The 24,509-nt window shown below is 39.4% G+C and carries 23 protein-coding genes; 14 read left to right on the forward strand and 9 right to left on the reverse strand.

Features of this window, described 5'->3' with window-relative positions; genetic code table 11:
• Positions 1–32: 32 nt before the first annotated feature.
• The 3 genes from AB1Z56_RS05495 to AB1Z56_RS05505 all read right to left on the reverse strand — a co-directional run bounded on the left by AB1Z56_RS05495 (position 33) and on the right by AB1Z56_RS05505 (position 3,050).
• Entirely contained in the window at positions 33–668 is a 636-nt protein-coding gene (locus AB1Z56_RS05495) for an HdeD family acid-resistance protein (RefSeq protein WP_426791361.1), read from the reverse strand.
• 108 nt (positions 669–776) lie between these two features.
• Complete coding sequence (locus AB1Z56_RS05500) at positions 777–2,111, reverse strand: TolC family protein (RefSeq protein ID WP_309360595.1); 1,335 nt, start codon at positions 2,109–2,111, stop codon at positions 777–779.
• Between the two features lie 90 nt (positions 2,112–2,201).
• Positions 2,202–3,050 (reverse strand): helix-turn-helix domain-containing protein, encoded by an 849-nt coding sequence (locus tag AB1Z56_RS05505; protein WP_426791362.1) that lies wholly within the window; start codon positions 3,048–3,050, stop codon positions 2,202–2,204.
• A 62-nt stretch (positions 3,051–3,112) separates the two neighbouring features.
• Here AB1Z56_RS05505 and AB1Z56_RS05510 point away from each other — a divergent pair, with 62 nt between their 5' ends.
• On the forward strand, positions 3,113–3,883 hold the full coding sequence (locus AB1Z56_RS05510) for a hypothetical protein (RefSeq protein WP_426791363.1): 771 nt from the start codon (positions 3,113–3,115) through the stop codon (positions 3,881–3,883).
• 29 nt (positions 3,884–3,912) lie between these two features.
• On the opposite strand, the gene AB1Z56_RS05515 is transcribed toward AB1Z56_RS05510, so the two are convergent.
• Complete coding sequence (locus AB1Z56_RS05515; RefSeq protein ID WP_426791364.1) at positions 3,913–4,752, reverse strand: aldo/keto reductase; 840 nt, start codon at positions 4,750–4,752, stop codon at positions 3,913–3,915.
• Positions 4,753–5,024: 272 nt separating this feature from the next.
• Between AB1Z56_RS05515 and AB1Z56_RS05520 the strand changes: the two genes are divergently transcribed.
• Complete coding sequence (locus AB1Z56_RS05520) at positions 5,025–7,244, forward strand: NADP-dependent isocitrate dehydrogenase (protein WP_426791365.1); 2,220 nt, start codon at positions 5,025–5,027, stop codon at positions 7,242–7,244.
• Between the two features lie 83 nt (positions 7,245–7,327).
• On the opposite strand, the gene AB1Z56_RS05525 is transcribed toward AB1Z56_RS05520, so the two are convergent.
• The gene (locus tag AB1Z56_RS05525) at positions 7,328–8,281 is read right to left on the reverse strand and encodes a glycoside hydrolase family 43 protein (RefSeq protein WP_309360585.1); all 954 of its coding nucleotides are present in this window, start codon (positions 8,279–8,281) and stop codon (positions 7,328–7,330) included.
• A 254-nt stretch (positions 8,282–8,535) separates the two neighbouring features.
• Positions 8,536–9,429 carry a DUF4377 domain-containing protein gene (locus tag AB1Z56_RS05530; protein ID WP_426791366.1) on the reverse strand — a complete coding sequence of 298 codons (894 nt, stop codon included), beginning with the start codon at positions 9,427–9,429 and terminating at the stop codon, positions 8,536–8,538.
• A gap of 39 nt (positions 9,430–9,468) precedes the next feature.
• Here AB1Z56_RS05530 and AB1Z56_RS05535 point away from each other — a divergent pair, with 39 nt between their 5' ends.
• The 4 genes from AB1Z56_RS05535 to AB1Z56_RS05550 all read left to right on the forward strand — a co-directional run bounded on the left by AB1Z56_RS05535 (position 9,469) and on the right by AB1Z56_RS05550 (position 14,547).
• Complete coding sequence (locus tag AB1Z56_RS05535; RefSeq protein WP_426791367.1) at positions 9,469–10,350, forward strand: hypothetical protein; 882 nt, start codon at positions 9,469–9,471, stop codon at positions 10,348–10,350.
• A gap of 3 nt (positions 10,351–10,353) precedes the next feature.
• Positions 10,354–11,277 carry an alpha/beta hydrolase gene (locus AB1Z56_RS05540; RefSeq protein WP_426791368.1) on the forward strand — a complete coding sequence of 308 codons (924 nt, stop codon included), beginning with the start codon at positions 10,354–10,356 and terminating at the stop codon, positions 11,275–11,277.
• Between the two features lie 141 nt (positions 11,278–11,418).
• A complete protein-coding gene (locus tag AB1Z56_RS05545; RefSeq protein WP_426791369.1) occupies positions 11,419–13,743 on the forward strand; it encodes a TonB-dependent receptor in 2,325 nt (774 codons plus the stop codon).
• 6 nt (positions 13,744–13,749) lie between these two features.
• Positions 13,750–14,547: a DUF4249 family protein gene (locus AB1Z56_RS05550; protein ID WP_309360575.1), complete on the forward strand. Its 798-nt coding sequence runs from the start codon at positions 13,750–13,752 to the stop codon at positions 14,545–14,547.
• 2 nt (positions 14,548–14,549) lie between these two features.
• Here AB1Z56_RS05550 and AB1Z56_RS05555 read toward each other — a convergent pair whose 3' ends face one another.
• Complete coding sequence (locus tag AB1Z56_RS05555; protein WP_426791370.1) at positions 14,550–15,161, reverse strand: polysaccharide deacetylase family protein; 612 nt, start codon at positions 15,159–15,161, stop codon at positions 14,550–14,552.
• A gap of 54 nt (positions 15,162–15,215) precedes the next feature.
• Between AB1Z56_RS05555 and AB1Z56_RS05560 the strand changes: the two genes are divergently transcribed.
• The 5 genes from AB1Z56_RS05560 to ispE all read left to right on the forward strand — a co-directional run bounded on the left by AB1Z56_RS05560 (position 15,216) and on the right by ispE (position 20,334).
• A complete protein-coding gene (locus AB1Z56_RS05560; RefSeq protein ID WP_426791371.1) occupies positions 15,216–16,580 on the forward strand; it encodes a TolC family protein in 1,365 nt (454 codons plus the stop codon).
• 22 nt (positions 16,581–16,602) lie between these two features.
• Entirely contained in the window at positions 16,603–17,907 is a 1,305-nt protein-coding gene (locus AB1Z56_RS05565) for an efflux RND transporter periplasmic adaptor subunit (RefSeq protein WP_309360569.1), read from the forward strand.
• A 106-nt stretch (positions 17,908–18,013) separates the two neighbouring features.
• Positions 18,014–18,976, forward strand: coding sequence for a helix-hairpin-helix domain-containing protein (locus tag AB1Z56_RS05570; RefSeq protein WP_426791372.1), 963 nt, complete (start codon positions 18,014–18,016; stop codon positions 18,974–18,976).
• Complete coding sequence (locus tag AB1Z56_RS05575; RefSeq protein ID WP_309360565.1) at positions 18,963–19,490, forward strand: adenine phosphoribosyltransferase; 528 nt, start codon at positions 18,963–18,965, stop codon at positions 19,488–19,490. The genes AB1Z56_RS05570 and AB1Z56_RS05575 overlap by 14 nt, the downstream gene beginning before the upstream one ends.
• 28 nt (positions 19,491–19,518) lie before the next feature.
• Complete coding sequence (gene ispE, locus AB1Z56_RS05580) at positions 19,519–20,334, forward strand: 4-(cytidine 5'-diphospho)-2-C-methyl-D-erythritol kinase (protein ID WP_426791373.1); 816 nt, start codon at positions 19,519–19,521, stop codon at positions 20,332–20,334.
• 73 nt (positions 20,335–20,407) lie between these two features.
• Here the strand turns inward: ispE and AB1Z56_RS05585 are convergent, their stop codons facing one another.
• A complete protein-coding gene (locus AB1Z56_RS05585; RefSeq protein WP_309360561.1) occupies positions 20,408–21,253 on the reverse strand; it encodes an ATP cone domain-containing protein in 846 nt (281 codons plus the stop codon).
• Positions 21,254–21,388: 135 nt separating this feature from the next.
• On the opposite strand from AB1Z56_RS05585, the gene AB1Z56_RS05590 reads away from it, so the two are divergent.
• Positions 21,389–21,685, forward strand: a complete 297-nt coding sequence (locus tag AB1Z56_RS05590; protein WP_309360559.1) for a YgaP family membrane protein — start codon at positions 21,389–21,391, stop codon at positions 21,683–21,685.
• A 226-nt stretch (positions 21,686–21,911) separates the two neighbouring features.
• Here AB1Z56_RS05590 and ychF read toward each other — a convergent pair whose 3' ends face one another.
• Positions 21,912–23,012, reverse strand: a complete 1,101-nt coding sequence (gene ychF / locus AB1Z56_RS05595; RefSeq protein ID WP_309360557.1) for a redox-regulated ATPase YchF — start codon at positions 23,010–23,012, stop codon at positions 21,912–21,914.
• A gap of 68 nt (positions 23,013–23,080) precedes the next feature.
• Here ychF and AB1Z56_RS05600 point away from each other — a divergent pair, with 68 nt between their 5' ends.
• A complete protein-coding gene (locus tag AB1Z56_RS05600) occupies positions 23,081–23,416 on the forward strand; it encodes a Rieske (2Fe-2S) protein (RefSeq protein WP_426791374.1) in 336 nt (111 codons plus the stop codon).
• Between the two features lie 88 nt (positions 23,417–23,504).
• Positions 23,505–24,509, forward strand: a complete 1,005-nt coding sequence (locus AB1Z56_RS05605; protein WP_309360553.1) for an NAD(P)H-dependent glycerol-3-phosphate dehydrogenase — start codon at positions 23,505–23,507, stop codon at positions 24,507–24,509.

Raw genomic sequence — 24,509 nt, forward strand, 5'->3', positions numbered from 1 at the left:
ACTTTTTGGGGGCATTGCGTTAAGCCCTTTTTTTATTTGCGATGCTGGTCAAATTCTTCTTTAAGCTTTTGGTAACGCTCTTTCCACTCGTCTGGCAGTTTATTTGGTATATCTTTCAGACTTTTTAGCTGAAATGCGAATACACAAGCCGCAAATCCCACTGTACTAATGGCCATACCTGTCCAGATAACCAAGGAAAAACCGGCAAAGAGTGGATTCCAAAGTAAAATAAAGCTGAAAATAATGCCTAAAATGGCAAATAGCAAATTCCATCCCCAGGATTTACTGCCGTAATTTTTGAGGTCAAAGGAGAAGGACAGTAACTGAAAGGATTTAAAGAGTGCATAGAAACCCACAATAAATGCTAGCGTGCTCGCAGAGAGCAAGGGGTTGGCAATCAGCAATATGCCGAATAGCATGTAGAGGATACCACCGGTGAGGTACCAGCCCCAGCCGTCCACCTCATCTTTGTTCTGTACCGCAAAGATGATCTCCAGAATACCGGAAATAATAAACGACCAAGAGAACAGAATTGCTAATGTGAGAAATGCAGCAACAGGGGTAGAAATGGTATAGAAACCCAAAAGAATTAATAGAATACCAATAATCAATGGGATATACCAATGCTTGATGGATGTTCGGATTGTTTTGAAAAATGAATTTGCCATAATAATGAGTTAAAATAGTGCAGTATTGCGGATAAAAAAAGCCCCATTAATTTCTTAACGAGGCCTTACATATATAAAACTGATTAAATTAGGCAAAGGGAAAATGTACTAGATCTTTCCAGTCTCTTTTAAAAGTTTGTAATATGCATACACAATATTGATTTCAGCATTTGTGTATTTCAATTCTGCTTCAAGTTTTGAGTTTGAAGCATCCATGATATCGACGATCAACGCCAATTGGTTCAAATACTTTTTCTCAATAATACGATAGTTCTCATCAGCAAGTGCTTTGTTGTACTCCAGCGTCTTGCGTTGTGAGTAGGCCTCATTGTATTTAATGTATGCAGTATTAACAGCTACGCTGGTTTTTTGTTTCAGAGCGCTTTCATATTTCTCGTTTTTTTCAATTTGCAAATCATTTAGCTTAAGCTTTTTTCCAGTTGTGTATAATGAAGAAATATTATAGCTCAGCGAGATACCGGTATTCCAGGTATTCATATATTTATCGATAACCGGCATCACATTGGTGATTGGTTTGACAAGGCTGTTTCCTGCGAAGATGCTAAGAGCGGGCGATTTCTCTGATTTTGTAATATCTTTTTCGGTATGCAGTAGTTCAGTCTCTTTGGCGGCAAGCTGCAGACTGGGGCTGGATATATAAGCATCTTGTTTCAGGCTCGAGAGGTCAGCCAGTTGAAAGCTGCTGTTTAATAATTTATCATCCGGCTCAATTATTGTGCCCTCTTGTAGTCCTAATGCGACTATAAGCTCATCATTCAGGATTTTCATGTTGTTTTGAATGACCTCTCTCGCTAGCTCCAATTCAGATATTTGCAATTGGTTGCGGATGACATCATTTTTTGTGATCATTCCTTGTTTATATAATTTGTCCGTCAAGTCCAGTCTTTTGTGCGCTAGATCGATATTTTGATTATAGACAGCTTTCTGGTTCTTAAGTTTGAAGAGATCAAGATAATAGCCTAAAACCAGAATTTTGATGTTTTGTTCTTCATTTTTATGATCTAATTCAGCTAATTCTTCTCCTAAAGAAGAGGCTTTGATACTGTTCTTTACAACGCCACCTTTCCATATGAGTTCTTTCGCCTCTAAGGCATAGTTATTGCCAAAATGAGGTAAAGGTACTTTTTCTGAACCCGATAAATTTTTGTCAATTAAAGCGGCGTCGCCAAGGTAAAATGCGGATGCCGAAGCACTGATCTCAGGAAGTCTTCTCAATTTTGCAACTTCAGTCTTTTGTTTGGCTATACTTACTGCAGATGCTGAAACAATAAGGTTCGGGTGATTATGTAAGGCAAGTTCAAACAGTTTTTCGATATTTATTTTTCGGGTGTTTATGCTGTCTTGACCGTATGTTTGATTGCAAAAAAATGTAAAGAAGCATAACGTCAAGTAAAGACCTATTTTAGGGGCTCTTGACTTCATATTCATGATATTCAACTTTGTTTATATATGTGCTACAAAGTTAATGTATCATCATAGGGCACGAAATGTCTGATTCCTGTTTTATGATGTTCAATTGGTAACAAGCGTTGTCTGTTGTTCACGAAATAGCTTGGGTGTTATGCCAACATGTTTTTTGAAAAATTTGCTAAATGCATACTGATCCGAAAAGTTAAACTCCTGTGATATCTGGTTGATTGTTTTGGTAGAAATGATCAGTTGGGCTCTTGCTTCAGTGATCAGCCAGTTGCTGATAATTTCCGAGGGAGATTCCTTTGTGATTTCTTTGACGCTGATTGATAGGTATTTGATGGAAATATGGAGCAGATCGGCATAGAATGCGAGGTCGCGCTGTGTTTTGTAATGATCGGCAATAAGTTGTAAAAAATGTACGGTGATTTCTTCCTTTCTTTTATTGCGGATCTGATTGGTACTTTCACCGGCAGCATAGATCACATCTGCCAAAAGATAAATAATGGCCATAAAAATATTGATTTCGGCTTTTTGAAGAAAATCTTTTTTTAGATCTGTGGGCCTTTTGCGGTTGCGATGTAAGGTTGATAGTAATGTCCAAATCGTTTCAAAGTCATCTGTAGAAGGAGTAAATGGAGCGGAGCTATTAGCATTGATGAGTCGATAAGCATCGTATCTGCTGATTGATAGCCTTATTCTGTTGGAAAAATTCCGGTCATAATTTAGGATTTTGAAAACAGCATCGGTACTGATTTCCATAAAGCTGTAGTACTTATTATAACCGATAAAGAAAATACAGCCGGCTTTGAGTTCGACCGGAGAACCATTACAATTTATTGTTGCTGCGCCTTTATATAATAGGATACAGGTCGTGCTTAATGGATGATAGTTGTATTCTTCTCCTTTTTGGGAAAGTTCTGATTGGTCTATGAGCTGTATTTCATTCATTTCTTCTCTTTAATATAAAGATATAAAACATATATTAGCCTCGTTTATTTTAAAAAATTAATATGCGAAGAATACAGTTAGTTGCTATTTTTCTGCTGTTGTTTCAGATTTCACCTGCGCAACATAAGCTGGAGAACAAAGATGATATTACTTTTCTGAAATTTGGAAATTGGCTATATGATGGTTACAGCTTATCTAGATCGTTTGCTATAGATGTTCAAACACTGCAGGGTGAATATTTTACCATCTATAAAAACTTCTACGTTGACAATAAATATGTGACACAAGTCAAACAGCTAGTTGACAGTCTTGTTTTAGCTAAATTTAGCTACAGATCCTATAAGGGAAATCTTCCTGCAATAGACTTGCCACCTGCACTGAGTCTCCTGGCAATTAAAGAGGGAAAAGCAATCGATATACTATACTATAAGGGAAATAAGGCTGAACTAGACGCTGTTGCTTTCCGGTTTGATGAGGCACTTTCGAGCTTATCATTTTCTAAACACTTGTACGATGATTTTATTCAGTCGCTCCCTGCGGACAGTGATTTTGTTTTTTTGGGAAACTATGGCATGCGTTCTGTTGTAAAAGTAGATGCGGAAGGAAAAAAGCAATTAATAGCTATAGCTTCGAAAAATGATCCTCTTGTCGTTATTGATGGAAAATTGTCTGAGATGTATATTTTTGAAAAGATGCCTAAGGAAAATATTTTATCGATCAAGATTTTTCGAGATCCGGTCGATACCGCCATATATGGTTCGCGGGGTGCAAACGGGGTCATTATTGTAGAAACAAAAAAGGTGCAAAAAACACCATCATTGGACTCACATTAAGGAAGCCGCAATGATGGTATTTTAGTACCCTAGAAAGCGACTTTTTTAGGGTCAGATCCAGAGAAACCTAGTTCAGGAAGCTCACGGATCGTTTTGATGTCGTCTGCTGTCAGATCAAAATAGTCGATAACTAAATTTCTTTTTATATTCTCGGGATTAGTTGATTTTGGCAACGGCAAGATACCCTGAGACAAAGCAAATTTGATACAGATTTGTCCAACACTGGTATTCTTTTCCTTAGCCAGTGTAACGAGTGTTTCATTTTGCAGTATTCTGCCCGAACCCAGAGGTGACCAAGCCTGAACAAGGATGTCATTGGATTGGCAGAGTGCCACTGTATCTTCCTGAAGGTATCCCGGATGAAATTCAATTTGATTCACAGCAGGGATAACTGTCGCTGACTCCAATAGTTTGGCGAGGTAGTCTTTGGGGAAATTACTCACGCCGATCGCTCTTATTTTCCCCTGTTGGTACAGATGCTCGAAAGCTCGCCAGGTATCCGCATTGATCCGTGCCCAATTTTCAAATTGTGTTTCGTTTGCCGGCCAGTGAATCAAATAAAGATCCAGATAGTCTAATTGCAGATCGGCAAGCGATTTCTCAAACGCGGCAATCGTCTTTTCATATCCACGTTCAGTATTCCATAGTTTTGTAGTAATAAATAATGAATTTCGATCCAATCCACTATCTTTTATTGCCTTGCCCACACTTTTTTCATTGCCATAGATCGCTGCTGTATCAATATGTGTATATCCTGCATCAAGTGCTTCTTTGACCGCCTGGTACGCTTCTTGTCCATCAGGAATCTGCCAAGTTCCAAACCCAATTGCTGGAATTTCAATTCCATTGTTCAATTTGAATGATTTCATTGTCAATACTATTTTTTGTTTTAGCTAAAATAATATTTACACCGTAGTATCTGGTCACTGAAATGTAAAGAGGAATACGTTTAACTGTAGGTGGCCGGACTTATTCTCTATTGCCAAAATATATTTATTTTCACAATTTTATTGTCAAAAGGGAGGCAATTTCTCGCGAATTATGGCATTAATTCTTATCTTTAGGCGAATTTTTGAGAAATTCAGATTTCTCGATCATTTCACATAGCATTAAAAATTAAACATATTTCTAATAGATTACTATGTCAAACAAATCAAAAATTGTTTGGACAAAAACAGATGAAGCACCTTTATTGGCGACTTATTCGTTTTTGCCTATCGTTCAAGCGATTACAGCTACAGCTGATATCGATGTTGAATTGAGAGATATCTCTTTAGCAGGCCGTATCCTTGCTAGCTTTCCGGAATTTTTAAAAGAAGATCAAAAAATTGCTGATGCATTGGCTGAATTAGGGCAGTTGGCGACAACTCCTGAGGCGAACATCATTAAATTACCAAATATCTCAGCATCAATCCCGCAGCTGAAAGGTGCTATCGCTGAATTGCAAAAAGCTGGTTACGCTATTCCTAATTATCCTGATGAAGCGGCGACAGAAGAAGAAAAAGCCGTTAAAGCGAAATATGCAAAGGTACTCGGTTCAGCCGTAAATCCAGTGCTTCGCGAAGGAAACTCTGACCGTCGCGCACCGAAAGCCGTTAAGAATTATGCGAAAGCAAACCCACATAAAATGGGTGCTTGGGCCAAAGATTCCAAAACGAAAGTAGCTTCGATGACATCAGGTGATTTCTATGGATCTGAGCAATCAGTAACTGTCGAGAATGCGGGTCAATTTAAAATAGAATTTGTAGATGCCAACGGTGCGGTAACAGAATTGAAAGGCCTTTCTCCATTGAAAGCTGGTGAAGTAATTGATTCATCGACATTGAGTTTAACTGCGTTGAAAGCTTTTGTTGCGGACGCAATCGCAGAAGCTAAAGCAGCTGGCGTCTTATTGTCTGCACATTTAAAGGCAACTATGATGAAGGTTTCTGACCCGATTATATTTGGTGCTGTTGTTGAAACTTACTTTGCTGATGTTTTTGCACAATATGGCGATTTGTTCAAGGAGTTAGGTATCAATAAAAATAACGGTTTAGGTGAGGTGTATGCTAAAATTGCGGGCCACGCAAAAGAAGGGGACGTAAAAGCTGCAATTGATGCTGCTATTGCAAACGGTCCTGCTTTGGCAATGGTAAACTCGGATAAAGGTATTACAAACTTCCACGTTCCTTCGGATGTGATTATCGATGCTTCCATGCCAGCGATGATCCGCATCGGTGGTAAAATGTGGAATAAAGAAGGTCAAGAAGAAGATACTATCGCTATGGTTCCTGACCGTTGTTATGCGGGTGTCTATGAAGCAACAATTGAAGACTGTAAAGAGCATGGTGCATTAGATCCTAAAACAATGGGTTCTGTTCCAAACGTAGGTTTGATGGCTCAAAAAGCAGAAGAGTATGGATCACACGATAAAACTTTCCAGGCGGCAGGCAATGGCACAATTCGCGTAGTAAACGCTGAAGGAAACGTTTTCATGGAGCAAAAAGTGGAAGAGGGCGATATTTTCCGTATGTGTCAAACCAAAGATGCACCTATCCAGGATTGGGTGAAATTGGCTGTAAACCGTGCTCGTCTGTCCGAAACGCCTGCGGTATTCTGGTTAGACAAAAACCGTGCACATGATAGAGAAATTATCAAGAAAGTAGAGAAATATCTGCCAGACTTTGATACAACTGGTTTGGACATCCGTATCTTATCTCCAATTGAAGCGACTAAATTCTCCTTGGAGCGTATTCGTAAAGGAGAAGATACTATTTCAGTAACAGGTAACGTGCTTCGTGATTATTTGACAGATTTATTCCCGATTTTAGAAGTAGGTACATCGGCTAAAATGCTTTCTATTGTTCCATTGATGAATGGTGGTGGTTTGTTTGAAACAGGTGCTGGCGGTTCGGCTCCTAAACACGTTGAGCAATTCCTTCAAGAAGGTTACCTGCGTTGGGACTCATTGGGTGAGTTCTTGGCACTTGGTGCTTCATTGGAGCACTTGTCACAAACACAAAATAACCCCAAAGCCTTAGTACTGGCAGAAACTTTGGATGAAGCTACTGAGAAATTTTTGGCAAATGACAAATCTCCGGCACGCAGAGTAGGACAGATCGATAACCGTGGATCACATTTCTATCTGACACTGTATTGGGCTCAGGCATTGGCAGCACAAACTAAAGATGTGGAGCTTGCTCATAAATTTGAAGCTGTTGCAAAAGTTTTAACAGATAACGAAGCAAAAATAAATGAAGAGTTGATCGCGGCTCAAGGTCACGCACAAAACATCGGGGGTTATTATTTCCCGAACGATGAATTGGCGGCAAAAGCAATGCGTCCATCTGAAACATTGAATCATGCAATCGCTAGCATCTAAGCGATAATTGCTTCGATACACAAAAAGCCTCGGTCAATTGACCGAGGCTTTTTTGTGTATCGTTATAGCAACAAAATACAAATTTATTTTAAAGGATATTTTACTCCTGTAAAGGTCATCTTGACTGGAATGATATGACCTTTTTTATCAAATTTCATTTCTTCGATACAGGTTACCCGTTCATTGGCGCCATCTTTACCAAGAGGTCTACGGTGATAAACGATAAAATATTTATCCTTGTTGGGTACCTTGATCACGGAGTGATGACCAGCGCCTACGGCTACCTGAGGGTCACGCTCAAGAATCGTCCCGATCCTTTCGAACGGTCCAAAAGGTGAATCCGCTATGGCATAAGCCACTTTATAATCTGGTCCGGTCCAGCCCCCTTCTGACCACATGAAGTAGTATTTTCCATTTTTTATAAACATAAATGGGCCTTCAACGTAGTCTTTAGGTGTAATTTCTTTGTAGTAGCTGCCGTCTTCAAAAGGCAGCAATCCTGTAAAGTCCGGTTTCAGTTTGACCACGTTACAGTGTTTCCAGCCGCCATAATACATATAAAAGGTGCCATCCTTGTCCTTGAAGACAAATTGGTCTATAGGCTGGGCACCGTTGATAATATCGTTGATTAATGGTTTGCCTAATAAGTCGGTGTAGGGGCCCTCCGGTTTGTCTGCCACTGCGACACCTATACCGCCTACTTCCCCCTGATGAACATCATTTGCTCCAAAAAATAGGTAATATTTTCCATTATTCTCGAGTACTGCAGGTGCCCACATGGCCTTTTTTGCCCATTTAACGTTGCTATTTTCCAAAATACGATTGTGTTTTGTCCAAGTCGCAAGGTCGGATGATGAAAAGGCGTCAAAGAAAACCTGCTCTTCATAAGGGGCAGAATAGGTAGGGAAAATCCAATATTTATTACCATAGATAATACCCTCCGGATCGGCATAGTTACCTGTTATAACAGGGTTTTTCTGGGCAAATAATGTCGATGTTAATAGTATGGCTGTTGATGTAAAAAATGTTTTAGTCATTATGTCGGTTTAAATCTGTAAGATACAAGATTGTTTTTGCTTGGGAAGAGTCAAAATGAATCATTTTTATGCCCATTTGTCTCAATGATTTTTCAAGTGTTAAAATTTTGTTAAAACATTATTTTGCTTTCGATTGTCTCCGATTTATTTCACATATTTGTTTATGTCATTTCCAAATGGCATAAATACTTTTCATAAAATAGGTTAATAATATGGCTAAGATACCCGAAGTCCCCCAGGCTTCGGGTGTTTTTTTATTCTCGCTCCAATCCAAAGATCATGATTAATTTCCTGTCTATATATAGGTTTAAGGTTTGCTCGGCGATATCGAATTGAATCTGTTTCTGCTCAAAAATTTGAAAAAAATCATTCTCGATATTTGCGCCATTACATGCGCGCATGGTGCTCGCAAGGTGAGGGAAGCTAATTTGATTGCCTGTAATGCTGAAATTTCCCCAAAAATTATTACATCCAGTAGTACCTGCTATCGTACCATTTTTGGCGTCAAATCCAATACTTGCTTTGCTGTCGGTAACATCTTTTCCATTCAGTTGAAGTAAATTCCATTTAAAACGGGCGAGGAATGCGGCAACACTCGGTAGTTCGTTTGTTCTTTCTTTTGAAATAATTTCAACTAAGCTGTAGTCGATCGTGTCTGTATCTTTTTGTTTCGTTTGTTTAACCCGGAGGCGGTATCGATAACCTTCCTGAAAATCAAAACCACGGATGGGGGTATTTAAGTATTCCCATTTACTCTTTTTATCCGTTTTTATCTGCAAACATTTTAATTTTCCAAGACGCTGTGCGTTGACATAACTGTCGCTAATCTCCCATGTTGCAACGTCAGTCTTTTCAGACAATGATTTTGCGAACGTCTTCGTTAAAGTATAAATCGAATTTGGCCCCTCTTTATGTTTAGCAACCTTGATGTCATATTCATATTTAGGATCATAATCGAATTTTAGAATATCGGCATAGAATTTTTCCCAATTGTTGCTATTGTAATACTTAACAAGATATGGAGGGGTATTTTGAAGGCCCGATTTTACTTTGATCCGAAATGAGGAGTTTTGGGCGAGTAAATTATATGAAGGGAGTAAGAGCATGGAAAGAAATAGAACTGAACTGAATTTTGGGGACTTCTTCATAATTGGAATGTAAATATCAATAAAAACGTATCTTTAAACATGAATATTGCACGGATCAAACTGTGCCTGCTGACGACCATTTTTCTGCTTAGTCGGCAGGTGTATTGCCAAAATAGTAAGGATTATTTTAAAACGCAAATCGCATTGGGTGAACTGGCGGATCCGCAACTGAAGGAGGTGTCTGGTATCACGGAGTCCTATAGAAAAGGTAATTTTTGGGTGCATAATGATAGCGGCGATGGTCCAAATGTTTATCTAATTGATCGTCAGGCTAAATTGGTAAAGAAAGTTGCACTTGAGGGAGTATCTGTGGTAGATTGTGAGGATATCGATCGGGTAAAAATTGGTGATAAGTATTTTCTTGTACTTGCCGATATCGGAAATAATGCGGGTAAAAGGACATGGACCTGCTTATACGTGTTTCCAGAGCCGCATGCTGAAGACCCTGATATTGTCGCCAAGAAATTCATCCGGGTCATTTTTTTAAAATTTCCAGGTCAGAAACGTTTAGATGCCGAATCGATGATGATCGATCCAATTGACAATATGCTGTATGTTATATCCAAGCGGGAGTTTCGCTCTACTGTATATAGTGCTGATGTATTCGGAAACAAAAGACAGCAATATTTTACGTTAAACAAGGTCGTGGAACTTCCCTTTACTTTTTCTACAGCTGCAGCTATAGATCCGACAGGTAAGCAGCTGCTTGTGAAGAATATTACATCGATTTTCTATTGGCAGAGAAATGGACGTGAACCTTGGAAACAGGTATTGCAGCAGGAACCAGTGATTGTTCCTTATCAAGTGGAACCTCAGGGTGAAGCAATAGCTTTCGATCATGCTGGAAATGGATTTTATACAATTAGCGAACGCCCATTTGGTTTAAAATCCTATCTTTATTTTTTTGAAAAAACTCGATAATTTATGATAACGACTAAACCTTTTTCCTATCGCACAGCACATATCGCTGATGCGACAGAAGCTATCAAGATTTCATTGTGCCGTGTGGATGGCATAAGCCGTCTGCTCGTGACCTTGGCTGTATTTTTATGTTCTATTGTGCAAGTGTATGCTGCTAAAGTGGATACGCTGTCTATTCAAAGCCCAGCGATGGGGAAGGCTATTAAGACCGTGGTGATACTGCCGCAAAAGTATTCGAAAGGAGAGAATTATCCAGTTCTTTACTTGTTGCATGGCTACTCGGGCAATTATAGCAATTGGGTTAAAAATTCTAGTGTGAGTACACTGGCTGATCAATATGGTTATATGGTGGTCTGTCCGGACGGTGGTTTCGGAAGTTGGTATTGGGATATCTCGAACGATAAAAATTATCAATATGAGACGTTTGTGTCAAAGGAATTAATTGATTATGTAGACAAACATTATTCAACGATTAAAGACCGTAAAGGTCGAGCGATTACGGGACTGAGTATGGGTGGCCATGGAGCCTTATCTCTGGCGATTAAACATCAGGATATTTATGGTGCTGCGGGGAGTACGGCGGGAGGGGTCGATTTTAGGCCTTTTCCTTTAAACTGGGAAATCAAGGATCGTATCGGAACTTATGGGGATGCTCCGCAGGAATGGGACAATCGCGTTGTTATTAATATGGTACCGAAGCTCGTTAATAACGGATTGCGATTAATTATAGACTGCGGCAAAGAAGATTTCTTTTATGCGGTAAACGTTGCCTTACATGATAAATTGATGTATCATAATATAAACCATACTTTTGTTACAAGTGAAGGTGGGCATAATTGGGAATATTGGTCAAGGTCAATTATCTACCAGATGGCTTTTTTTAAGGGATATTTCGATCAGCTTGAAAAAGGTGAAAAGAAAAAATAGATAAATATTTGGCATAAATGAATAAATTGCTATTTTTGTTAAACAGAGACCTTAACTAACAAATTATAAACTTATTATTAAGCCTTACAAATTGTAAGGCTTTTTTATTATTTTCAGCAAAATTTTTGACTTCACTTGATTATGTTTAAACCTATAAAGGTTGTTTTTTGTTTTTCTTCCATTTTGTTCTGCGCGCAGCAAGCGTATAGTCAACAGTCTAAATCTATTTCTGGATTTGTTAGGGACAGTATCAGCGGTGAGAATATTATTGGCGCTGTAATACGAAGCGATACGGAGAAAAAATCCACTGCTTCAAATAAATATGGTTTTTTTAGTTTGTCTGTTCGTGATGGCAGTAAAGGGATGGAAGTATCTTCTGTAGGCTATCGAACGAAAGCATTTTCTGTCCACCTGGATAAGGACTCCACTTATATTATTCAGTTGGTACCTGAGGAAAATCAGCTCGCTGAGGTGACCGTTACCGGGAATAGACGCAAATCAATAAAGGATCTAACCCCCGGCCTGACACAATTTAGTCCTAAGGAAATCGAAAAAGTCCCCGTATTATTTGGAGAAAAGGATATTCTCAAGACCATTCAGATGTTTCCGGGAGTAACCAGTGGTGGAGAGGGAAGCAGCAATTTTTATGTACGTGGTGGTGGTGGCGACCAAAACCTGATTTTGCTGGATGAAGCTCCAGTGTATAACAGTTCCCATTTGTTCGGTTTTTTCTCTACCTTCAATTCCGATGCGATCAAAGACGTGAATTTCTACAAGGGAGGTGTTCCGGCCCAATATGGGGGCAAAATTTCATCGGTCATGGAAATAACCACCTTGGACGGAAACAACCAGCATTTCAATGTGGAAGGTGGCTTGGGGCTTATTGCCTCGCGTCTTAAAGTGGAAGGGCCGATTCAAAAAGGCAAGAGCTCATTTATGATCTCCGGTAGACGTACTTATGCCGATCTTTTCTTGAAACTTTCAAGTGATGAAAATATAAAAAAAAGTGCCCTGTTTTTTTATGACCTCAATGCGAAGTTCAATTACCGTATCAACGATAAGAACACACTTTACTTATCTGGATATTTTGGTAAAGATGCCATGGCTTATCATGATCTGTTTGATTTCAATTGGGGCAATGCGACGGGGACGATGCGCTGGAACCATGTCTGGAGCAATAGGTTGTTCAGCAATACAACGCTAATTTTTAGTAAATTCAATTATCAGGTTAAGATTGAAGACAACAACAATTTTAAAATCCGTTCGGATATCTTTAACTACAATTTTAAACAGGACTTTCAATACAGCCTCTCGGACCGTCACAACCTAAAATTCGGTCTGCAGGCAGCCTTGCAGGAAATCCGACCAGCTAGTATCGAAGCGGGGGAGGATTCGAAGGTAAATTCACTTAAAATCCAACACCGCAAGGGCGCTGATATCGCTGCTTATCTAGCCGATGACTGGTCGATTACCGATCGTTTAAAATTAAACTATGGACTGAGAGCATCCGCTTATGCAACATTGGGGCCGGGAACATTTTATACTTATGATCAAGCAGGTGAGGCCGTAGATTCTACCTATGTGGGGAATGGCAAGTTAGGTAAAAAGTACTTCTACTTGGAACCTCGTGTTTCCTTAAACTATGCGATCAATGATTTAACGACGTTAAAAGCGTCTTTCAATACCAATGTTCAGTATCTGCATCAATTGAGTAATACGACCAGCAGTCTTCCTACCGATCAATATGTGTTGAGCAATAACACGATTAAACCGCAATTGTCAAATCAGTATTCCCTTGGCTACTTTAGAAATTTTGCGTCCAACAGGTACGAGTTTTCTGTCGAAGGTTATTATAGAGATCTAAAGAACCAGATTGATTACCGAAACGGTGCGGACCTGCAGGCAAATGAACTGCTGGAAGGTGAGTTGCTGTTTGGAAAAGGCCGGGCGTATGGGATCGAATGGTTCCTAAAAAAGAGGCTGGGACGATTCAGTGGATGGCTCAGCTACACTTTATCCAAAAGTGAACGGCAATTTGAGCAGATCAATAATGGGGAATGGTTCAGTGCCCGGCAAGATAAAACACATAATATAGCTATTGTAGCACAATATCAGTTAAATCCGAAGTGGAATTTAAGCGCCAATTTCGTCTACTATACAGGCGATGCGGTGACGATGCCTGCGGGTAAATATTTTGTTGACGATCGAACGATCTTCTACTACGATAAAAGAAATGGGCAGCGGATGCCTGCTTATCACCGTTTGGATCTGGCCGCAACCTATGATATTAAGCGGACAAAAAATAGCTATTCGAGCTTGTCCTTTGGGCTCTATAATGCCTATAATCGGAAAAATGCCTATTTGATTGACTTTAGAGAAAAAGAGGGACAATCTAATGTCACTGAGATTTATCGAATAGCATTATTTGGGACAATACCATCGATTACTTGGAATTTTAAATTTTAGCAAAGCATGAAGAAGATATTAAGTGTTATAGCTGTTACATTATTCGCTTTGTCGGCTTGTGAGGACAAAATAGAGTTGGAACTGCCAGAGAACACGGGGCAGTTGGTTATTACAGCTGATTTGATGGTTTCGGATCAACAGCACGAGATTAGTATTCAGAAGGTTGTCAGCATCAAAGATTCCTTGCTTGCTCCGATAACAGATGCCGAGGTGACTGTTAAGAATATGCAAAATAATCGTACTTACACGTTTTTGGCGGGAGCTGATGGCGTTTATACGAATAAGACATTACGCTTGCAGGAGAAAGCCACTTACCAGCTGCAGGTAAAGACAGCTGATGGAAGGGAGATCCAGGGGACGTCAAAGGTTCCGGGATATGTGGATGTGGATTCGATAGGGCTCTCCGAGCGCATTATATTTACGGATACAATTTATTACCCAACACTTGTATTTACTGATCCGCCGGAAATCGGTAATTATTATAAGTATAAAATGTCCGTTAATGGTGGTAAGCTACGTTTTATTGACGTCTTTAGCGATAAATATAACAATGGACTGGAAGTGCAACATGATATTATAGACAGAGATAGGGATCTAAAGATAGGAGACCGGGTACGTATTTTGCGTCAATGTATCGATGTGGGAGCCTATAATTACTGGAATAGTTTTCAGATGATTAATCCTGGTGCGGCATCACCTTCCAACCCAATCTCAAATTTGTCGAATAATGCGCTGGGCTATTTTAGTGTCAGTGTTGGCAAATATTACGAATCTGAGGTCGTGCTGGCTAAAAGCCGGCCTTAGTTTTAGTCTATTACAGAAAGCTGATAGTGATTTTTTAATAAAAATTCTATTGTTTTAGGTAAGGCGTATTTTACACGCGGAATGGCTTTGATATTGTCGTGAAAGATGATAATGGAGCCATTTTTGATGTTAGGTAAAACATTTTCCAGGCATTTTTGAGGGCTTAAGTTCTGATCAAAATCACCTGACATAATATCCCACATGATGACACGGTATTGTTTATAGAGCTGCTGGAGCTGTGATCTCGAAGCTTTTGCATAGGGAGGGCGAAAAAGATCCGTTTGCGTCAATTCCTGGCATTGTGCGATATTCTTCAGATACTGTTCGTCAGGCGTATCCCAACCTTTAAGATGGTTGTAGGTGTGGTTTCCGACTTGATGTCCTTCATCTAAAATTCGTTGAAACAAATGTGGATTTTTTTTAATATTTTCACCAACACAAAAAAAAGTTGCCTTCACCTGATATTTTTTTAGGATATCGAGTATAAAAGGTGTAATTTCAGGAATTGGACCATCGTCAAAAGTAAGGTAGACCTTTTTTTCAGTACGTGGCATATTCCATATTGATTTGGGATACAGCCATCTCAGGAAGAATGGAGATTTGACAAAATACATAACCGATAAATGAAGTTCAAATCTAAAAAAAAATGTATGGTTCTACATATGGACATGAAAAGATTTTATTATTCTGCAGTAATATTTACTGGATTATTTCTAGGGACAAATGATCTGGTCCAGGCCCAGCAGGTCGTAGGTGTGGCTGATGCGATAAAGATGACCTTGGAACGTAACATACAAATTAAGCAAGCGGAGCTAAATAAAGATTTAGCTGCTCAAGATGTATTTCAAGCGAAATCGAATTTGTATCCGAGCTTAAATGCTGGAGCTACACAACGTTTAAACTACGGATTTTTCTTTGATCAGGTTGCGGGACAACCAATCACCGGAAATCAATGGACCAATTCTGCAATTGGATCCCTAAGTTCCAATGTGAATCTCTTCAAAGGGTTCCAACAGGTTAATCAGATTAAAGAGAACAAATCAAAGTTGGAGTCTTCTGCAACTCAGGTTGAAAAGATTAAAAATGATCTAGTATTGAATGTTTTAGTTACGTATCTCGATGCGATCACTAATTACGAACTTTATACGGCCAGTGAAGGCCAGCTCAAGCTTTCCCAGCAGCAATACAAATTGGATTCCATACAATTTGCCGTGGGAAACAAAACAATAGCCGATATTGCAAAATCTAAAAATCAGGTCGCAACAGATGAACTAAACAGAGTTAATCTTGAAAATTCTTATCAACTCTCTTTATTGACATTGAAGCAGTTGATGGAGATGCCCCCGCAGACCAACATCTCTTTGGTTAGGCCAATAGTTGAGTATTCTCTCCTAAAGGTCGAAAATAGTGATGCTGTCGAAGTATATGAAACAGCTTTACGTCATCAGCCGGACATTAAGAAAGCTTCGTTGGATAAAGATGTTGCTGCCAGACAAATAGAAATTGCTAAAGGTGGGTATTATCCATCGTTGGATCTTGGCCTAAGTTATGGGACAAACTATTCGTCAGAAGGGCGGGACTATTTAACGCAGCAAAAACTTTCGTTTAATGACCAGTTGGGTCGGAACAAAGCGCTAGGAACGACTTTAAATTTGACAGTTCCTATTTTCAATAATAACCAAAACAAAGTGAATGTTGCTAAAGCAAAGATCGGTTTAAAGCAGGCTGAAGCCAATGAGCAACTGGCAAAGAATAACTTGAATAAGGCGGTTAATCAGGCAGTGCTCGATGTGAATGCGGCTAAGCAGCGGTACAGCTCCGCTACTGTGGCATTTGAGAGTGCCGAAACAGCATTTAAAGCAACCAAGGAACGCTATGATATAGGCATGGCTAATTCACTTGAATTATTCACCGCGCAGACTGAACGAAATAAGGCCGAATTTGATCTTATTCAGGCAAAATATAACGTAATATTCAGATCGAAGATCATCGACTATTACATTGGAAATCCAATTCAATTTGATAACAATTAACCTATTTGAATTAACAAAAGAAATGGCAAAGAAAAAACGTAGCATAGGAAAGATTATACTGATTATTGTTGTACTCTTGGTAGTTTTGGGGCTTATCGGCTCTAAGGCAGGCTGGTTTGGCAAGGGAGAGGTGACTAAAGTCGCTGTGGATGCCGTAAAAGAAATGGATGTGGATGAATTAGTTTCCGCAAGTGGAAAAATTCAGCCTGAGGTGGAAGTTAAGCTGAGCTCGGAAGTCTCTGGGGAGGTTGTTGAACTTAATATTAAAGAAGGCGATTTCGTTAAAAAGGGACAGGTACTCTGCCGGATCAAACCTGACATCTTGCAGTCTGGTTATGACCGTTCTGTTGCAGCAATGAATTCGCAGCGGGCCAATCTGGCTGCTGCTCAACAGCAGCTAAAGCAGCAAGAAGAAAATTTTAAAAATGTAGCGGCTACCTATAAACGGAATCAGGAGCTTTTTGAAAAACGCGTTATTTCGGCTTCAGAAATGGATAAAAGTTCGGCCGAATATTATGCTGCGCAGGCATCTATCCAGGCACAGCGTGAAACTGTCCGCTCGACAAAATACGGTATTGACCAATCACAGGCTTCTGTAAAAGAAGCACAGGACAATTTAAACCGGACGACGATTTATGCGCCATCTGACGGGATCATTTCGTTGCTGTCGATTGAAAAGGGTGAGCGTGTGGTTGGAACGGCGCAGATGGCAGGTACAGAAATTATGCGTATTGCCAATATGAGTTCGATGGAGGTGAATGTAGATGTAAATGAAAATGATATCAATAATGTAAGAGTAGGCAATCAGGCTGAAATCGAAGTCGATGCCTTTAAAGATAGAAAATTTAAAGGTGTGGTCACTGAAATAGCGAGCTCCTCTAAAAATATCGCAACAACAACTGCCGCAACATCGTCAACAGATCAGGTAACAAATTTCAATGTGAAGGTACGTATCAGTGCAGAATCGTATCAAGATCTGATGAAAGAAAATGTAGCATCTCCATTTAAACCGGGACTCTCTGCAACAGTTCAGATTTTTACAAAACACGATAAAGGACTGGTCGTTCCCATTCAATCGGTGACAGTGCGTTCTGAGGATAAAGATTCTACAAATACGAATAAGAAAGTTGAAGAATATGTATTTGTCCTAAAAGATAAAACAGTTAAGCAGGTGCTCGTTAAAACCGGTATTCAGGATGATAAAAATATCATTGTCACTTCGGGGCTGAAAAAAGGTGATGAAGTGGTTTCTAGGCCATTTGATGCCATATCGAAAACTTTAAAGGACGGCAGTCAGGTAGAGAAAGTCGACAAGTCTAAACTATAAGTATCTTTGTAGATAATAATTAATAAAAAGGGAATTGTTTTTAATAATTCCCTTTTTATTTTCCTTATAATTTATTAAATTTAGGAAACCCAATTATTAGTGGCTTATGAAAAGGCTATTGGCTTATTTTAAATTTAATAAAACAGAACAAAATGGGTTTTTCATTATTTTGGTGATAATCGTTGTATTTATCACGATCTACTCATTGGTGAAGCGAAATACCAAAGATCCCATTCCAAATCAGGCTAAAGCTTTTGAACAATCGTTTCATGATTCTCTGGAGGTCTCCGGTTTGGCAAACAACCAGGAGCTGAGTGTCTCTTATTCACCTAAAAATGAAAGCAAGCCACCGGTATCACAGGCCCCGGTTTTGGAGGAAACCAAATTATTCTATTTTGATCCAAATAATTTGCCGCATGCCGATTGGCATAAATTGGGTCTTTCTGATAAACAGATTACAGTACTGAAAAACTACGAAAGTAAAGGGGGACGATTTAGAAAGAAATCCGATCTAAAGAAAATTTACTCCATTAATGATCGGCTTTATAAGCGTCTGGAACCTTATATTCAAATCAAAACAAGTCCCGATTCAGCAATCACGAAGCAGCAAAATAGAACGTCCTTGCTGTATGATAAATTTGAAAGTAATAAAGCTGAACTTATTGATATCAATACCTGTGACACAACTGCATTAAAGAGTCTTAAGGGGATAGGTTCTATACTCTCCAAACGTATTTTGAAATATAAGGATGTTCTTGGCGGATTCTATCGTATTGAACAGCTAAAGGAGGTTTATGGTGTTACTGCTGAAACGTATGATCTGATTAAAGATTATATTGTTGTATCCAGTCTGGATGGGATCAAAAAAATCAATATTAATAAGGTTGATGCAATTTCATTGGCTAAACATCCGTATCTTAGCCCTAAAGATGCGAAACTGATCGTCAATTATCGAGATCAACATGGAAGCTATGTCAATATAGAAGATTTGACAAAAATAGGTACACTTTCAGATCTTGCAATTGCTAAGATTGCGCCTTATTTAATATTTGAGAATGATTCAAGATAAATTGAAATTGGAAATCCGGGATATCGTGGATTTTCCTAAACCTGGTATTGTCTTTAAAGATATTACCCCTTTGCTGAAAGATGCGGCGCTCTGTAATGAAATGGTTGATGCAATTGTTGATCAATTGCAAGGTGTACAGATAGATGCGATTGCTGGAATCGAAAGCCGCGGATTTCTGTTTGGGTTTTTACTTGCAAATCGATTAGGTTTGCCTTTCATCCCCATTCGTAAGCAGGGTAAATTGCCTTTTAAAACTGTAGCTGAATCTTATGCGCTGGAATACGGTCAGGCAACTATCGAGATCCATGAAGATGCTTTTGAAAAAGGAAGCCGGATATTGGTTCACGATGACCTTTTGGCAACAGGGGGAACTGTCGTCGCCGCCAGCAAACTTATCGAGCGACTTGGTGGTGAGATTGTTGCTTATAGTTTTATTATCTCTTTGGATTTTTTAAAGGCGAAAGGGCGGTTATCTCGATTCAGCGAGAATATCTATTCACTGGTAAGCTATTAACTGAAATATACGATTTAGATCAATTCACATGATACTTTTTGCAAACGCTAAGATAAATATTGGACTGCAGATCATTGCTAAGCGCAATGATGGTTATCATGAACTGAACAGTGTTTTTTATCCGCTTCCGATTTACGATATTATCGAATTATTGGAAACAGGAGCGGCGGAGACAACGCTAAACATCCAAGGAGAACGCATTCCGGGAAATCTTCATGATAATTTATGCGTAAAGGCCTTTGAATTATTGCGGGAAGATTATGCTATCCCGGCAGTTTCCATTGATTTAATCAAACAAATTCCTATCGGTGCTGGCTTAGGCGGTGGTTCTGCGGATGCTTCTTTTGTTCTGAAAGGGCTTAATGACCTTTTCAATCTGAATCTTACATCGGAGCAGCTCGAGCTGTACGCGGCAAAGCTTGGGGCCGACTGTCCTTTCTTTATTCAGAATAAACCTGTTTTTGCAACAGGGATCGGGACTGACTTTAAAACATTAAGCTTAAATCTGGATGAATACCACATTGCAGTAATTATGCCTAATATCCATATTTCTACTGCGGAGGCTTACGCTGGTGTGCAGCCTAAGGCACCGGAGGTTAATCTGGAAGAAGCGATCCGGCTGCCTATTCAAGAGTGGAAATTCCATATTCGGAATGATTTTGAGGAGGGAATTTTCGAGCACTATCCGCTGTTGAAGGAAATCAAGGAGGCGTTATATCAAAAAGGAGCTATTTATGCCGCTATGTCCGGTTCGGGGGCTGCCATTTATGGTATATTTTGGGAAAAGGCAGATTTAAGTGATCTTGCTAAATATGGTAGAATTTACCATCCGGCCAAACTCTGAGCGTTAATCGAATGAGAAAAAAGTGGGATGTATGCCTTTAGGAAAGGTCATGTATCCCACTTTTTGGTTATAGTTAATATTCTTCTTCCACTTTGTAGGTTATGAGTTCGCGGGCCTCATTGAGTACCTTTTCTTTTCTTTCTTTTGTTAAATTCAAAAGATCCAGTTTTTCAGGATTGCTGACAATGTCTTTCACTAAGATCAGCTGATTTTTTAATAGTTGCTGTTCCTCAAGATCTGAAAGTGTTGTTAGGCAAGTGACTGGGTAAAAAACAGCCTTGTCAACTCTTTTTTTAATGCTATTGTCTTTCGGGTAATCCCATGACAGTAAATTGATGTGATAATATTTCGCAAAATCAATTGAGTCGGAAGTGAAGTAAGCATTTGTAATCAGCCAGCCTTCTTTAAATTGTAACTGTTTCCCAAAAAACTGGTAGTCAATATCACTGATATCTTTGAATCTCGAAAGGTAGTACATCGGTGTTGTCACTGAAATTTTTGCATCGATATCGTTTCGGAATTTACATTCGGCAGTAATCAATTTTCCATCTTTATAGGCTACCACATCTAACTCGTGTGAAACCGCATGCCCTTGCACGGTTTGTCCTGTTGTGCTTTCATAACCAATGGACCGCAATAGGTGTGCAATATACTTTTCGAAGTAAAAGCCTTCAGGCCCCAGTTCGCGCAGGGCTTTTTTTAAACTGTAGCGTGCAGCGAAGGAGTTTCGGACGGTTTTTAATGTGTCAAAAGCAAGCTGGTAGAGCTCTCTCGTTGAAATACCGTCATATATTTCGTTAAGGACTTTATCGTACACCTGATTGACCTGATCTGCATTGGCACCAGAACGGGAAAGAGAATGCCGTAATGATTCACCATTAAAAGGTACCAATTCTCCAGAATATTTTTTGACTTGCATGTATCTCTAATTTGTTAAATACGAATATAAGAGATGTGACCCGAGAAACAATATAAAAAACTATTATTCTATTGCTAAACCTTTTTGGATCATCATTTGTTTATATCATATAAGAGATATAAAACAGAAAAAATTATGAGTAACCTACTGACATTTGCATTTGACAAGATTAAAAATAAGATAGAAGATGACTGTATTGAAGAGAATATCGGTACTTCGGAGCGTGTTTTATCTGTAATCGCTGGCGGCTTTATTTTAGGAATGGGTGTTAAAAAACTCTTTAAGTCTCCACTGACAGGGTTTTCAGGCCTAACACTAGGTGGGGCACTGATCTATCGCGGTGTAACCGGTCATTGCGATGTTAAGAAGGTGCTGGAAGATAAAGATATTAAAAAAGTAGAAGTGATTGAACACCGTTATTTTGTGAAATAGCAGACAGCTTCGCGATGCTTGTTCCCGAAACGCTCCGTGGTGGACTGAGTGCTGGCAAGTGGGTAAGGGACTCACTGTGGTAGTAGGTCGAATATGTGGCTAAGTTGGGGCCTCTCAAAGCAGGAGTTCGCAAGGCCAAATACGCCGGATATGCATATTTAAAAATAGGCCGAAAATAATTTCCGGCCTATTTTTATACAGTTCTTTATCGCTAAAGAATAGCTTGTTATACGTTAAAGCGGAAGTGCATAATATCGCCGTCCTGGACAATATATGTTTTTCCTTCTACCGACAATTTTCCGGCTTCTTTTACGGCATTTTCAGAGCCGAGTGCGACGAAATCGTCATATTTGATAACTTCAGCACGGATAAATCCTTTCTCGAAATCGGTGTGTATGACACCTGCTGCCTGAGGAGCAGTAAATCCATTTTCAATCGTCCATGCACGAACTTCCTGTACGCCAGCCGTAAAATAGGTTGCCAGATTTAAAAGGGAATAGGCTGCGCGGATCAACTTGTGGACACCAGATTCTTCCAGACCAAGGTCATCTAGAAACATTTTGCGCTCTTCGTAGCTTTCGAGCTGTGCTATTTCGGATTCAATCTGGGCAGAAATAACAAGGACTTCTGCTTTTTCGTCTTTTACGGCTTCTTTGACACGTTCTACATAAGCGTTGCCCGTATTAACAGAACCTTCATCTACATTACATACGTAAAGTACTGGTTTAGCTGTCAGTAGCGCCAAATCTTGTATAAATTCAAAATCTTCAGGTTCGATTGCTGCTGTACGTGCCGATTTACCAGCTTCTAAATGTTCTTTGACAATCGATAGGATGTCAAATGTTCTTTTAGCCTCTTTATCACCACCTGTTTTAGCCATTTTTTCAACCTTTTGGATACGTTTTACTACCGTATCCAAATCTTTCAGCTGTAATTCGGTGTCGATGATCTCTTTGTCTCTGATGGGATCTACAGAGCCATCCACGTGGATTACGTTACCGTCATCAAAACATCTTAAAACGTGGATAATAGCATTTGTTGTACGAATATTTCCTAAGAACTGATTACCTAAGCCTTCACCTTTTGAAGCCCCTTTCACAAGACCAGCGATGTCGACGATCTCAATAGTGTTTGGAACAATTCGTTGTGGGTTAACTAATTCAGCTAATTTATTTAGACGGGCATCCGGTACGGTAATTACCCCAACATTTGGTTCAATTGTACAAAATGGAAAGTTTGCCGCTTGCGCTTTCGCGTTCGACAAACAGTTAAATAATGTTGATTTACCGACATTTGGTAAACCTACGATACCGCATTGTAAAGCCATATATAGTGCAAATTTTTGAAATTGCACAAAGATAGAAAATTCACTGTAATTTTTAACTATCTTGTCATATGCTTCATTGGTACAAAATTGAACAGGCCGAATTTTTAAAAAAACAGGGAATCAGCGAATATAAAGTTGGGGGGCGCGTTATCTGTATTACCTGGTTTGAAGATAGGCTTTATGCTTTTTCGCGAAAATGCCCGCATGCGGGGGCTCCACTGAAAAATGGCTGGTGCGAGCGTGGGAAAGTGATCTGTTCTTTTCACCGCCATGCATTTGATCTTACAAGCGGCAGAGGTGATCCCGGACAGCATGATTTTATTTCTATTTATCCCACTAAATACGAAGATAATGAATATTATGTCGGTCTAGAAACAGGCTTTTGGCAACGTTTGTTCTCCTGAAACGTAACGAAATTATCATATCTCTCTGCACGAATCGTATATCTAAGTAGTAAATAAGTATATTTGCTATCGAAAACAAATTAAAGACATGCAGGGGAAAAAGATTGGTATAATTGGTAGCGGAAGCTGGGCTACGGCTATGATCAAGATGCTATGCGAAAATGACCAAGACAAACATATTTTTTGGTGGGTAAGAAAAGAAGAGGATGCGGAATATATTCAAAAATTCAAACATAATCCTACTTACTTAAGCAGCGTATCTGTTGATCTTAGCATTACGACGATTGATACCGATGCAAGAAATGTGATCGTGAATTCGGACATTGTTATTTTAAATACGCCAGCGGCTTATCTGAAGGACGCTTTGGCAAATGTCACGAAAGAAGATTTTAAAAATAAGATTGTCGTTTCGGCGATTAAGGGAATTATTCCTAAAGATAATCTGATTATCGGAGAATTTTTGGAACAGCGTTATGATGTCGATATTGAGCAGATATGCGTCGTAGGAGGGCCTTGTCACGCAGAAGAGGTTGCCTTAGGTAAGCTATCCTATTTGACATTCGGTTGCAGGAATCTGGATAGCGCGGCGCTGGTAGCTTCTTTTCTATCATCACGGGTCATCAAAACTATTCTGTCTGAAGATGTCTTAGGAATTGAGTTTGGAGCGGTATTAAAGAATATTTATGCCTTAGCAGGCGGTATTTGCCATGGTTTAGGTTATGGAGATAACTTTCAGGCCGTATTGGTGTCCAATGCGATTCGTGAAATGCGCCGATTTGTTGGTAAAGTTGATGGCGATACTTCACGCGACGTGAATACTTCGGCCTATTTAGGGGATCTTTTGGTGACAGCCTATTCGCAGTTCAGTAGAAATAGAACCTTTGGAAATATGATCGGAAAGGGGTATAGTGTACAATCTGCGCAACTTGAAATGAACATGGTCGCTGAAGGATACTATGCATCAGCATGTATTCAGGAGTATGCAAAAAAATATGATGTTGAATTACCCATTTGTGATGCTGTGCACCAAATTTTGTATGAACACCTTCCAGCATCTAAGATTATTCAAGCATTGAGTGAAAAATTAACATAA

It is taken from the genome of Sphingobacterium sp. WOUb80, from assembly GCF_050058145.1.
GTDB lineage: Bacteria > Bacteroidota > Bacteroidia > Sphingobacteriales > Sphingobacteriaceae > Sphingobacterium.